This window comes from Melioribacter sp. Ez-97, from assembly GCF_051488665.1.
Classification (GTDB): domain Bacteria; phylum Bacteroidota; class Ignavibacteria; order Ignavibacteriales; family Melioribacteraceae; genus Melioribacter.
This window is the reverse complement of sequence record NZ_JBPSEG010000005.1, coordinates 139,776-153,798: the sequence shown is the minus strand read 5'-3', so window position 1 is coordinate 153,798 and position 14,023 is coordinate 139,776. Positions and strand designations below refer to the sequence as shown.

The 14,023-nt window shown below is 41.3% G+C and carries 9 protein-coding genes; 7 read left to right on the top strand and 2 right to left on the bottom strand.

The window, feature by feature from the left end; all coding sequences use genetic code 11:
• Positions 1-10: 10 nt before the first annotated feature.
• Entirely contained in the window at positions 11-2,248 is a 2,238-nt protein-coding gene (locus ACSSWA_RS08080) for a glycoside hydrolase family 20 protein (protein WP_437356058.1), read from the bottom strand.
• A gap of 223 nt (positions 2,249-2,471) precedes the next feature.
• On the opposite strand from ACSSWA_RS08080, the gene ACSSWA_RS08075 reads away from it, so the two are divergent.
• The 7 genes from ACSSWA_RS08075 to ACSSWA_RS08045 all read left to right on the top strand — a co-directional run bounded on the left by ACSSWA_RS08075 (position 2,472) and on the right by ACSSWA_RS08045 (position 13,637).
• Entirely contained in the window at positions 2,472-4,406 is a 1,935-nt protein-coding gene (locus ACSSWA_RS08075) for a sodium:solute symporter family protein (RefSeq protein WP_437356057.1), read from the top strand.
• 15 nt (positions 4,407-4,421) lie between these two features.
• Positions 4,422-6,938 carry a prolyl oligopeptidase family serine peptidase gene (locus tag ACSSWA_RS08070; RefSeq protein WP_437356056.1) on the top strand — a complete coding sequence of 839 codons (2,517 nt, stop codon included), beginning with the start codon at positions 4,422-4,424 and terminating at the stop codon, positions 6,936-6,938.
• An 8-nt stretch (positions 6,939-6,946) separates the two neighbouring features.
• Positions 6,947-9,886, top strand: a complete 2,940-nt coding sequence (locus tag ACSSWA_RS08065; RefSeq protein WP_437356055.1) for a GH92 family glycosyl hydrolase — start codon at positions 6,947-6,949, stop codon at positions 9,884-9,886.
• A gap of 60 nt (positions 9,887-9,946) precedes the next feature.
• Entirely contained in the window at positions 9,947-11,128 is a 1,182-nt protein-coding gene (locus ACSSWA_RS08060) for an ROK family transcriptional regulator (RefSeq protein ID WP_437356054.1), read from the top strand.
• Between the two features lie 9 nt (positions 11,129-11,137).
• A complete protein-coding gene (locus tag ACSSWA_RS08055; protein ID WP_437356053.1) occupies positions 11,138-13,033 on the top strand; it encodes a sodium:solute symporter family protein in 1,896 nt (631 codons plus the stop codon).
• Between the two features lie 69 nt (positions 13,034-13,102).
• Positions 13,103-13,351, top strand: a complete 249-nt coding sequence (locus ACSSWA_RS08050; RefSeq protein WP_437356052.1) for a glutaredoxin family protein — start codon at positions 13,103-13,105, stop codon at positions 13,349-13,351.
• 13 nt (positions 13,352-13,364) lie between these two features.
• Positions 13,365-13,637: a co-chaperone GroES gene (locus tag ACSSWA_RS08045; protein WP_437356051.1), complete on the top strand. Its 273-nt coding sequence runs from the start codon at positions 13,365-13,367 to the stop codon at positions 13,635-13,637.
• Positions 13,638-13,699: 62 nt separating this feature from the next.
• Here ACSSWA_RS08045 and ACSSWA_RS08040 read toward each other — a convergent pair whose 3' ends face one another.
• Entirely contained in the window at positions 13,700-14,023 is a 324-nt protein-coding gene (locus ACSSWA_RS08040; RefSeq protein ID WP_437356050.1) for a cupin domain-containing protein, read from the bottom strand.

Genomic DNA, 14,023 nt, shown 5'->3' with positions numbered 1-14,023 from the left:
TCCATCTAAATTACTCAACTACGATTTCATCGATAAACAGCCAGGCTTTATGGCCGGCTCCCGGATGCCATTCGGGACATTCTTTAATGCTTTCGGCGAATACTTTTATATAGCGAGCTTTGGATTTGTTAAAATCCGCTCCGAATTCTTTTACAATAATTTCGGAATTTTTTTGAGGTATGTCGTTCGAAATGACTTTTTCATTCGTAAAGTTGCTTCCGTCATTCGATATTGAAATTATTACTTTTTGAGGAAGAAACACCCAGGAGTTGGAATTTAATATAAATCTCGGAACAACTCGCGATATTTCTTTTTCGGAACCTAAATCGATAATCGCTTCGAAATCGACTCCTTGATATCCCTGCCACATACCGTCGTGAAAATCGTCAGTGCCGCGTATGCCGTCTACTAATGAGTTGTCTCCGTTAGCTCTGTAATGTAAACTATATTCATTGATAATTTTGATGTCGCTGCCGACGGCTTTATGAAAAATAAAATCGAAGTTAATTTTTTTATTCAGGAAAAAAGTGTCTCTGAAAGCAGCCGCTACGAGCTTGCTAGTGTTGTTGATGACTAACGGTTGAGTATAAATTTCCGATTCGTATGTGGGCGTTGTTCCGTCCAGAGTATAACGGAGGTCAACGCCTTCCTGATGAATATCGAAAGTAACAATATATTGTTGGGGATTTTCGTTGTGTTCTACTTTATATGTGATTAGTTTCGATTCTCTTCCGTATTTGATTCCTAGCGAAGTCAGATCTTCGTATTTGTTTTTGAGGCGGCTGTAGAATTCATCGTAGTCTTTCGGTCCCGTTGTCCAGAAGACTTCGGAGAGGGCAAGAATTCGCGGGAAGAGTTGGGAGTCTACTTTTTCCTGCGGGCAATGTTCTGTCCATAAATTTGCTTCGCTGCCTATTACGAAAGCGGCTTCTTCGTCGTTCAGTTCTTCGGGAACCGGTTCGAATGAGTAAGCTATTTTAAGGTCGAGGTTGTCGGGGTCGTAATTCAGGTAAGTATGAGAAGTGGGAGAACAGATTGTTTGGTGTTTTTGACGAGCCGCTTCAATTGCGCCGTCGTGTCCCTGCCACGATTGAACAATCGCGCCCGGGGCAAGTCCGCCTTCGAGAATTTCGTCCCAGCCGATTGCGGTTTTGCCTTTCGATTCAAGGTAATTGACAATTCGTTTTATGAAATAACTTTGCAGTTCCTTCTCGTCTTTCAAACCTTCCGTCTTGATTCTTTCCTGGCATCTGGGACATTCTTTCCATCTGTCTTTCGGAACTTCGTCGCCTCCTATATGGATGTATTTGCCGGGAAACAAATCGATTACTTCGTCCAGAATGTTTTGAAGAAATATAAAAGTGGAGTCCCTGCCGGCGCAGTAAACGTCTTTCATAACGCCCCACATATTTGTAACCTCGAAAGGTCCGCCCGTACAAGAATTTTCAGGATAAGAAGCCAGTGACGCAAGGCAATGCCCCGGCATCTCAATCTCCGGAACGATATTGATATATCTGCTCTGCGCATATTCGACTATTTCTTTTATATCTTCCTGTGTATAATACCCGCCGTAGACCGTTCCGTCGGCTTCTTTACGCCATGCGCCGATTTGTGTCAATTTGGGATATCTCTTGATTTCGATTCTCCAGCCCTGATCGTCGGTAAAATGCCAGTGGAGCGTATTGAATTTAAAATATGCGAGAATGTCGATATACCTTTTAATAAAATCTTTGCTCATAAAATGTCGACTGCAATCGAGATTTAAGCCTCTCCACTGAAAACGCGGTTTGTCTTCTATTTTACATGCAGGTAATTCGAACGGCTTTCCGATCCGGCTCTTTTTTATTTCGGGCGGTATAAGCTGGAAGACGGTTTGAATCCCTCTGAATATCCCTTCGTCGGTATTAGCGGAGACTGTAATAGTTGACGGGGTAATCTCGAGATTATACGCTTCTTTATTAGATTCGTTTGGAAGCGAACCCGACTCAAAAATTATCTTCTTCCCGTCTATTGAATTGTTGTCAGCCAGATTAATACCGGTTAATTCGAATATCCTGTTTTTAAAATAGGCGGCTAATTTGCCGCTGGTTGATTTTACTGTAATCTTATTGTCAAAAGTAAATTTACCTTCCGAGGGGATTGCTTTTGTCGGTTTTGGAATCAGAGAATTAAAAAGATCGCTTTGAGCATAAAAAGAAGGAGCGACCGACAAGATCAAACCTGCAATAAAAAGGGCAGAAAATTTCATAAACTGCCTCCATTGTATTTTTTTATAAAAAATATACCATAGACAATAATATGCAAAAAATGAAAAAAATACTAAAATTATTTTGGCTTTTTACGAAAAAATAGTTAAAATAGTTTTATTAAATACAGTGTTTATTTTCGTAAAATAAAAACATTCTGGAAACATCGTTCCTTAAATTATAAAAATCTCTTTTTGATTCAAATCTTAAAATACGGTGATTTTTATGGATTTATCCTTCTATGAATGGCTTATAGTAGCCGTAGTAATGAGCTTCTCTTTTTACGGCGTGTATCTGAGTAAAAGGCATGTAAAGAGCGTTGCCGATTTCTTATCGGCGGGTCGTTCCGCCGGCAGGTACATGATAACGGTTTCTCAGGGAATGACTGCAATCGGAGCAATTACGATAGTGGGTCAGTGGGAGATGAATTATGTTGCCGGTTTTGTTCTGCGCTGGTGGGAATTCATTATGGCTGTTGTGCTCTTGATAGTAACCGTTACCGGCTGGGTTATCTATCGATTCAGACAGACTCGCGCGCTGACCGTAGCGCAATTCCTCGAAATGAGATACAGCAGAAATTTCAGAATTTATGCCGGTATACTGGCGTTTATATCCGGACTGCTGAACTTCGGTATTTTTCCTGCCGTGAGCGCCCGTTTTATAATTTATTTTTGCAGATTGCCACTAAGTTTTCAATTTCTCGGCGTCGAAGTTTCCACGTTTCCCGTTACAATGGCTCTCTTGTTATTGGTTTCCCTCTATTTTGTTTTTGCGGGCGGTCAGGTGGCAATAATCGTAACGGAATTTATTCAGGGCGTTTTCTTGAATATTACTTTTATTGCAATACTGGTATTTTGTCTCTTTTTCGTCAACTGGGATCAAATAATGCAAGCCGTTAGTACGGTTCCCGAAAATGCATCGTTGATAAATCCATTTAAAGCAAGCGAAGTGCAGGATTTTAATTTCTGGTATTTTCTGATAAATGTCGTCGGTATAATCTACGGTAAAATGTCGTGGCAGGGAGGACAGGGCTATTATTCTTCCGCCAAAAGCGCTCATGAAGCAAAAATGGGAGAAGTGCTGGCTAATTTCAGAGATATACCGCGTTGGCTGTTCTATGTCTTCGTGCCGGTCGTTGCCTTTACAATTTTACATCATGTGGATTTTTCCAATGTAGCTGAGGTAGTCGAAAAAACGCTGAGCGGTATCGATAACAAAGCCGTTCAAAATCAGCTGCGGGTACCTTTAGTGCTTTCGGAAATACTGCCGTTCTACTTGAGAGGGGCATTGCTTGCCGTAATGATTATGGCGACGGTGGGAACGAACAGTTCGTATATGCATTCATGGGGCAGTATCTTTATTCAGGATGTTGTTATGCCTTTCAGAAAAAAGAAATTTTCGCATGAACAACACCTCAAAGTGCTCCGTTATTCGATACTTGGCGTTTGCGTATTTATTTTTCTCTTCAGTTTGTTCTTTCCGATGACCGACTATATCTTCCTTTACTTTGCTATTACCGCCGCAATTTTCGTAGGCGGTTCGGGCTCTGTCATCATCGGCGGTCTTTACTGGAAGTACGGCACTACTGCTGCGGCATGGGTATCGCTTACAATCGGCTCGGCGGTAGCGGTAAGCGGAATTATTCTTCAGCAAATTTATCCCGACTTCCCGATAAACGGACAATATTTCTGGGCGATTTCGATGGGAGTTTCGTCGCTCAGCTATATACTTGTTTCGTTATTGGGAAAACGACAGGAATTCAATATGGATAAAATGCTTCATCGCGGTAAATATGCAATTAAAGAAGAAAGCGTTGTCGTTAACGAAGTTCCGCTAAAAGGACTTCGTATGCTTGGTATCGGCAAAGAATTTAGCAGGGGTGATAAACTTATTTATATCGTCTCGTACGTATGGACGTTTTCGTGGGTGGCGGTCTTTATCATCGGTACTATATGGAATCTTTTATACGACGTGCCCGATTCCGTTTGGCTGGCTTTCTGGAGAAAATACGTCGAAATTAATCTTGCGGCGTCGTTCGTAATTATAATTTGGTTCATTCTCGGGGGAAGCGTCGATTTTAAAGACATGATGAACAGACTGAAAACCATGACCAGAGATTACGACGACGACGGAACAGTCAAAGATCATAACAATGAATAGAATAAAGAGGTTAATATGAAAACCAAAGCATTTCTTTCCGGTCTGACTTTATTGCTTGCTTTTTTAACCTTAAACGCTCAACCTTCTGACGCTGTCCTGATTAAAGAAGGATTGGCTGTCAGAATGGACTACTCTTACAGAGACAACGTAATTACTCCCGATCCTATTGTCGGTTCGATTGTTACGGGCAATTGGAAAGCTCCTGCTGCCGGACAGAAAGTGAAAAAAGGCGATCAACTAATCGGAGAATGGAAGAATATTGAAGCCGACGATAACGGATGGTTCAAAACGCCGGAACTGCGAAACGGGTATGTCTATATGAAATACAGTTCCGATAAGAACAAAATAGTTTTACTCGAAGCGATGGGACATTCTTTTGTATATGTAAACGGCTATATGAGAAGCGGCAATCCTTACAGAACAAAAGATACTTATGAATCGTGGGAGCCCAGGTTCGACTATTCATTAATTCCCGTTGAAGTAAAAAAAGGCGTTAACCATTTGATCTTCCGATGCAACAGAAGCGGAGCTTTAAAAGTTAAAATTCACCAAAATATCCCGCCAATCCTTTTTAGCAAAGAAGACCTGACCGTTCCGGACTTAATTGTAAACAAGCCGGCTTCGTCGTACGGCGCAATATTGTTGATAAATGCGGAAAAAAAGAAATTGAACAATTTGTTCGTCAAAACTTATGCGGATAATTCTGTTTTTCAAAATATACCCGCTTATTCGAAGTTGCCTGTAATCAATCCGTTGTCTGTTTATAAAGCTCCTTTCAAAATCGAACTTCCCGCTGTTGATAAAAAGGGAACAGTCAAGCTGAATATAGAACTTATTGAAAAATCTACCGGCGGTGAAAAAACTTTGCTTTCGGAACAAATTGAACTGAAGGTTGTGGGCGAATACGAAACACGAAGAGAAACATTCGTCAGCAAATTGGACGGCAGCGTGCAGTATTATGCTGTTAACCCTCCAATTGATTTGAAGAACAAACCGGCGCTATTCCTGAGCTTACACGGCGCAGGCGTCGAAGCTATTAATCAGGCGAATTCTTACGGACATAAGAATTGGGGCTATATTGTATCTCCAACGAACAGAAGACCTTACGGTTTTAATTGGGAAAATTGGGGAAGAGTGGACGCTCTCGAAGTAATGGAAATTGCGTTAAAAAAATTCAACATCGACAGGGAAAGAGTTTATTTGACCGGACATTCAATGGGCGGACACGGCACGTGGCAGCTTGGAATCAATTATCCGGATCGTTTCGCCGCAATCGGACCCAGCGCAGGCTGGATTAGTATCTGGTCGTATCGTATAAGAAATTTAATCGATACTTCGGACGTAAAAGAAATGCTGGTTCGTTCATCGAAACAGAGCGATACTTATGAATTTGCAAGGAACCTGAGCAAAAACGGTATCTATGTCATACACGGCGACGCCGACGACAACGTGCCGATATCTCAAGCCGAATCGATGCTGGAAGTGGTTTCAAAATTTCATAAAGATTACGAATTCCATGTTGAAAAAGGAGCAGGTCACTGGTGGGATAATTCCGATGAAGACGGAGCCGATTGCGTTGACTGGATGCCGATGTTCGATTTCTTTGCGCGGCATTCAGCGCCAAAAAAACATATGATTAAAAACGTCGAGTTTACTACTGCCAATCCGGCAATATCATCGAAATACTACTGGATAGAAATTATAAATCAGGAAAAACAACAAAAACTGAGCAAGGTCAAATTTACGCTAGAATACGGAAAGCGCGTTATAAAAGGTAATACGGAAAATGTAAGTTATCTTGCTTTCGATCTTTCCGTCTTAAATACCGGCGCTCCGGTTTCTGTCGAAATAGATGGTCAAAAAATTGAGAACATTCCTGTACCTTCCGATTATAAATTATATCTTTGCAAAAGCGAAGGCGCCTGGAAAATTACCGGCAAGCCCGCCGCAGAAAATAAAAATCCCGTCCGTCTCGGCAATATAAGAGAAGCGCTTAACAACAATGTTTTGTTTGTTTACGGCACGCACGGCTCTAAAGATGAGAACAAGTGGGCGTTTGAAAAAGCGCGGTTTGACGCAGAGTATCTATGGTATCAGGGAAATGCGGCAATCGAAGTAATCGAGGATGACCAATTCGATCCTCTTGTTTATAAAGACAGAAATGTTGTGCTTTACGGTAATGCGAAAACAAATTCCGCATGGAATAAATTATTGAAAGATTCTCCTGTCGATGTGGAAAAAGGAAAAATTAAAATCGGCGACAAGATTTATTACGGTAAAGATTTATCTTGTTTGATGATACGACCGAGAAGAGACAGCGATATTGCAAGCGTTGCTGTAGTTGCCGGCACCGGGATTAAAGGAATGAAATTAGCGGAACTCGCTCAATTTTACCATCCTTACCTGAGTTTTCCGGATATAGTGGTTTACGACAGCAAAATTATCGAGTCGGATGATCAGGGCGTCCGCTTTATCGGGTATTTCGGGAACGACTGGAGTATTGAAAAAGGTGAATTTATAAACAAGTTTTAGGATGCGCCATGAAAGCATTGAAATTTGCAATTGCAATAATATTCGCGAGCTCTCTTTGCATTGTAGCTCAGTACAAACTTACCGAATTTGTAAATCCGTTTGTCGGTACGGACGGGCACGGACATACTTATCCGGGAGCTTCGATGCCTTTCGGAATGGTTCAGCTGAGTCCGGATACGGATACAGAGGGATGGGACTGGTGTTCGGGATATCATTATTCGGATAATTCTCTAATCGGCTTCAGTCACACTCATTTGAGCGGCACGGGCTGCGCCGATTACGGCGATATTTTATTTATGCCAACCACGGGCGAGCTGAAATTAGAACCGGGCTCGAAAGACAATCCCGACTCGGGGTATCGATCGCGTTTTAAACATGAATCCGAAAAAGCCTCGCCAGGTTACTATTCCGTGTTTCTGGAAGACTATAATATAAATGTCGAATTGACCGTTACAAAAAGAGCGGGCTATCACAAGTATGTTTTTCCCGAATCGGAAAATTCTCATATCATTATCGACCTTGCGCATGGAATTCAGGACAGAGTAATCGACTCAAAATTAACGATTGTAAATGATACTATAGTAAAAGGATACAGAAGATCGGCGGGATGGGCGAAAGACCATACTGTCTATTTCTATGCGGTTTTTTCCAAGCCTTTCGAATCCGGTTTAATTTATAAGAACGGCAAACCGGTAAATAATAAAGAAGCTGCGGGTAAAAACGTAAAAGCCGCTCTTAATTTTAAAACCGGACCGAACGAACCGGTATATGTTAAAGTCGGAATCTCACATACGAGCCCGGAAGGAGCGGAAAAAAATCTTAAGTCCGAAATTAATCAAAGGGATTTCGATAGTATAAAAAAACAGGCAGAGGCGGAATGGGAAAATCGATTGTCTTCGATTGTCATTGAAGATTCGGACGCGGCAAAAAAAAGAATATTTTATACGGCTCTTTATCATGCTTTCTTGAGCCCGAATATTCTCTCCGACGTCGACGGCAGTTATATCGGTATGGACGGTAAAATTCATCACGAAGAAAATTTTACACTCTATACGGTTTTTTCACTATGGGATACTTTCAGAGCGCTTCATCCGTTGTTTACGATAATTGCTCCCGAAGAAAATGTCGACATGATAAAATCGATGTTACGTAAATACGAGGAAAGCGGTCAACTGCCAATCTGGGAACTGGCGTCGAACGAAACCGGAACCATGATAGGCTATCATTCTATTCCCGTAATTGCGGACGCTTTAATCAAAAACTTACCCGGCATCGATTTGGAACTTGCATTAAAAACGATGATTAATTCCGCAATGTCCGACGTAAGAGGACTCGATGCGTACAAAGAGATGGGTTATATACCTTCCGACTATGAGCACGAGAGCGTATCGAAAACGCTAGAATATTCGTACGATGATTGGTGTATTGCCCGCGTTGCCGAAATAGCCGGGGATAAAGAAGCAAATCAATATTATCTCGAGCGTTCCAAATACTACATAAATCTATTCGACCCTGAAACGCGGTTTTTCAGACCGAAGAAAAACGGGAAATGGGTTTCCCCATTTGATCCGTATGTGGTCAGCCGCGATTATACCGAGGCAAATTCATGGCAGTATAGCTTTTTTGCGCCTCACGATGTAAACGGCTTGATAGACCTTTTCGGCGGAGATGAAAATTTCGAAAAAAGGCTCGACGAGCTTTTCAATGCCGATACTGAATTAAAAGGCCGGCATCAACCTGATATTTCGGGACTGATAGGACAATACGCTCACGGAAACGAACCGAGTCATCATATTGCTTATCTTTATAACTATGTAGGCAAACCGTATAAAACCCAGGAAATTGTAAATAGAATCCTCAATACGCTATATACCGATAAACCCGACGGCTTAAGCGGAAATGAAGATTGCGGGCAAATGTCCGCCTGGTACGTTTTGAGCAGTCTCGGTTTTTATCCGGTTTGTCCTGGTAAGGATCAATATATAATCGGCAAACCGCACTTTGAAAAAGCCGTAATAAATCTTGAAAACGGAAATACCTTTGTAATCGAAGCGAAAAACTTATCCGATAAAAATATTTATATCGGCTCGGCAGTACTGAATGGTTCTAACCATACGGCGTCGTACATAAATCATAAAGAGATAATCGACGGCGGAAACATAGTTTTCGATCTGGTTGACAAACCGACTGATTGGGGATTTAATAAATCCGACAGACCGCAGTCTTATGTAGACCTGGAATTCATTCCGATTCCGTTTATTAAAAGCGGCGAAAAAGTATTCAAAGGAGAAACGGTTGTTGAATTGGAAAGCATCGACGGAGCGGATATCTATTATACCTTGGACGGAAGTAATCCCAAATCTTGCGGCTTGTTATATGACGACCCGATAGCAGTAACTAATTCGCTCCGATTGAAATATGTTTCCCGGAAAGACGATAAATTCAGCAAAGTTGTAACTTCAGAATTTCACAAAGTGCCGGCTGATTGGAATATTCATTATAATACTATGTACGACAATCCGTATACTGGAGGTGGTAAGTGGGGTTTGATAGACGGTATTAGAGGAAACGAAAATTTCAATTCGGATGCATGGCAGGGTTACGAAGGAAAAAACTTGGATGTTATTATTGACCTCGGGAAACCTGAAAAGATTAATAAATTATCCGTAAATTTTCTTCAGAATATCGGCTCGTGGATTTTTCTTCCGGAAAAAGTTGAATTTTATTTGTCGCTCGACGGAAAGAGCTTTGTAAAAGTTTATGATGGTGAATATAAACTTTCCGCTCATGATAAGTTCGAAGGCATTAAAAATTTCGGTACGGAGAGCGTAAATAAAGAAGCAAGATATGTCAAAGTTATCGGAAAAAATATCGGATCGTGCCCATCGTGGCATCCGGGAGCCGGCGGTAAAGCATGGATTTTTGTCGACGAAATAAACATTAATTGACGCTTGTATTTGGCATTAATATGTATTATTTATATAGTTTAATTTCATAGGAACAAAAGAATGAGAAGCAAAAAATTAATTTCGTTCCATGCCAGAGTAGTTAAAGACATTAACGAGCAGCTAGTACTGAATTTAATTCAGGAAAACGAAGTAATTGCCAGTTCAGAACTGGCAAAAATTACCGGCATGAGACCTTCGACAATTTTCAATATTTTGAAAGAGCTGTCGGCTAAATCTTTTGTTCTTTTCTACGGGAAAGGGGATTCGACGAGTAAAGGCGGCAAAAAACCGTATATGTGGACTCTCAATAAAGACGCCGCATATGTTATAGGGTTAGATATCGAAGTGGGCGAGATGTCTCTGGTTGTTCTCAATTTCAAAGGAGAATTAATCTATAAGAGGAATATTAAAATAGATACGGTCAATTCCGTAGATGAATTAGCGAATAGTATAATTACTGCTATAAATCTGGCGATAGAGGAGAATAAACTGGAGCATTCGAAAATTCTCGGCGCAGGCATTGCGTTCGCCGGTATTGTAGATTGCCAGAGAGGCGTAGTTGTTATGTCGAGTATTTTACCAGACCTTAATTTCAATCTTCTCGAGAAACTGAAAGTGTTTCCCTTTAAGATATTTCTGGAAAATAATGCAAACGCCGTTGCCGTTGGATACAAATGGAAAAACAATGTAAAAGCAAGAAGAAATTACCTGACTGTTCTGATTGAAATCGATAAAAATGTAAGCGGTCTTGGAATCGGTATTGTAATAAACGGCACATTATACCGGGGATCTTCGTATTGCGCAGGCGAGCTATATCCGCATCTGCCTACTCTCAAAGAGATAGTGGCGTCATACAGGAGCCGTTTTCCGGAAGGCAAAGCGATGAAAAATTACATGAATTCATTAGACTCGATCGATATCGAATTGGTTCTTCAAGCGGCTAAAGAAGGAGATGAAATTGCCAAACTGATTTTCTCGAAGATCGGCAGTATTGTCGGACAGACAATTGCTCCCGCAGTATCGCTGTTGAATCCGGATACGCTCATACTCACAGGCGTGGTCTCGGAACTCGAGGAAATTATTGTGGACTCCGTACGAAAAGAGATCGAAATGAGGGTTATCTCAATTACAAGCAATGCGCTCGATATAGTTGTAGACAGATATCATCAATTCTCTGTAGCCGTAGGTGCCGCTTCTCTTGTACTGGAGAATTTTTTCAAATTGCCTGTTGTCAAACAATAATTCTATTCAATGGATAATTTGAATATTGCCGATATAATTGTCATTCTGATTTATTTCCTGGCGGTATTTTCAATCGCATTTTATTATTCCAGAAAGGCGGGAAAGGATACGGGTGAATTTTTCCTCTCAGGGCGTAACCTTCCGTGGTATATTGCCGGCACCGCTATGGTTGCCACTACATTTGCCGCGGATACTCCTCTGGCTGTTACCGAATTGGTTGCAAAAAACGGTATATCGGGCAACTGGATCTGGTGGAATATGGCAATCGGCAGTATGCTGACGGTTTTCTTTTTTGCGCGTTTGTGGCGCCGCGCTCAAATAATGACCGATGTGGAATTTATCGAACTTCGGTACGACGGGAAAGCCGCCGCAGCCCTCAGAGGTTTTAAAGCGCTCTACCTCGGATTGTTCATGAATATTATTGTGCTCGGATGGGTGCACAAAGCAATGGAAAAAATATTCACTGTGGTATTTCCTCAGTACGATCCTTTTCTACTTGTTACAATAGCCGCAATTATTATTGGAATTTATACTGCCGCTTCGGGTCTGTTGGGTACAGCACGGACGGACAGCTTTCAATTTGTTTTTGCCATGATAGGGTGCATTATATTAGCTGTTATAGTAGTTTCGTTACCTGCGGTAGGAGGTATATCGGAATTAAAAGAAAAAGTCACGCCGCAGATCATTTCGTTTATACCCAAAATAGGCGGAGAAGAAGCTGTAAGCGGCATATTTTCAATTTCGCTCGGATCGTTTTTTGCATACGTCGGTTTGCAATGGTGGGCAAGCTGGTATCCCGGAGCAGACCCGGGAGGAGGAGGTTATATAGCACAGCGTATGATGTCCGCAAAAGACGAAAAACATAGCCTCTTTGCCACGCTGTGGTTCACGATTGCGCATTATGCGGTCAGACCCTGGCCCTGGATATTAGTAGCTCTTGCGGCATTGGTAATTTTGCCGCGTACAGATAATCTCGATAATCTGAAAATGCAAAATCCCGAAATTTACGAAAAGGTCGTTGAGGCATATAATTCGCACGAAAATTTTAACGAACTGCAATATTCTGATTCACCCGAATTTACGGAAATGTATGAAATTTATGAAAATACGGTAGACCCGGGAATAATGTACCCGAAACTGATGGTAAGATATTTGCCAGCAGGTCTGCTGGGACTGCTAATTGCGGTATTTCTTGCCGCATATATGTCTACTATTGCTTCGCAGTTAAACTGGGGAACTTCATATATTATCAATGATTTTTACAGAAGGTTTATTGCAAAAAATGCAGACGAGCGGCATTATGTAATTATATCGCGGATAAGCATTATCATTCTTACGGTTTTATCGCTCGTACTAACAAAATATTTCCTGTCTACGATATCGGGAGCATGGGAATTCATACTTAATGCAAGCGCGGGAATCGGCGCCGTCCTGATACTGCGTTGGTATTGGTGGAGGGTAAATGCATGGTCGGAAATATCCGCCATGGCAGCTCCGTTATTTATTTATCCCTTTGTCAAATATTATCTTGGCATTCCTTCGCCGATATCGCTTTTTCCGATTGTATTAATTACAACAATTGTATGGGTGATTGTAACTTATTCTACAAAGCCGGTTAATCGAAAAAAATTATTTGAATTTTACGAAAAAACCGAGCCGGGCGGAATCGGATGGAAAAAAATTACCGATGAAATGGGTCTTAAACAGTCGGGCGGAATTTTTGTAAGATTGTTTGTTAACTGGTTGACGGGCATCACAGTTGTCTATTCGTTTTTATTCGGAACGGGGGCGCTGATTTTTCAGAATTATTTAAAGGGCGCTCTTCTTCTATTAATAAGCATAGGGGGCGCTTTCGTAATTTATTATAATCTGAAAAAGATCGGTTTTGAGAAAATCGTAAAATAATCCCACACTGTTTGAATCCTTTTTATTCCTCTTTCATCATATCCAAAAACAAATTTATGGCGCTTTAATATGTCTGCACAACCGAAAGTAATAATTTTTTCTACGCCGACATGCAGTTTTTGCAATGCCGCCAAGAGATATTTCCGCGAAAAAAATATCCGTTTCAAAGATATCGACGTCACGCGGGACCAGGCGGCTGCAAGAGATATGATGAGACGCACCGGTCAAACCGGCGTACCCGTAATTTTAATTAATAATCGTCCTATTGTGGGATTCGATAAACCTAAAATAAACCGTTTGTTAAACATAAAAGATTAGGAGTAGTTGTTCTATGAAAGTAAAACCATTGGACGACAGAGTATTGATCGAACCTGTCGAAGAGGAATCCAAAACGCCGTCCGGAATTATTATTCCCGATACGGCAAAAGAAAAACCGATAGTCGGTAAAGTTCTGGCTGTAGGAACCGACGAAGACTTGCGCGAAAACATTAAAGAAGGCGACCGCGTACTCTTTGCCAAATACGGCGGCGAGGATATTTCCGTCGACGGCAAAGATTTAAAGATTATTCAAAGGTCGGACATCCTTGCCATAATTGAAGACTAAAAAATTGCATATGTTCCCTTACTGGTAAAAGCGGTATCGACTCGATAGTCTTTACCGCTTTTTTAATAAAAAATTGCCAGCCAGATTGTCTCTGTTTCTTCCGATGTGCTTTCGACGCGGTGTTTTAAATGCGCGGGTATTATTAAGTAGTCTCCTTCTTTCAAGTCGGCTGTGCTGCCGTCTTCAAAACCGAGTTTGGCTTCTCCTCTTAAAATGAGCACGAATTCGTTTTCATCCTGGTCGTACCAAAAACCCTCTGGGCTTTTGTGTCCTTTCGAAATTATTCTTTCGATCCGAAATTTGTCGGAGCGTAAAATGTCTTCGAAAATTTCTTCGGGTATTTTATTCGGAATCTTTTCGTACAGATTTTTTATTTCGGGCGGCAT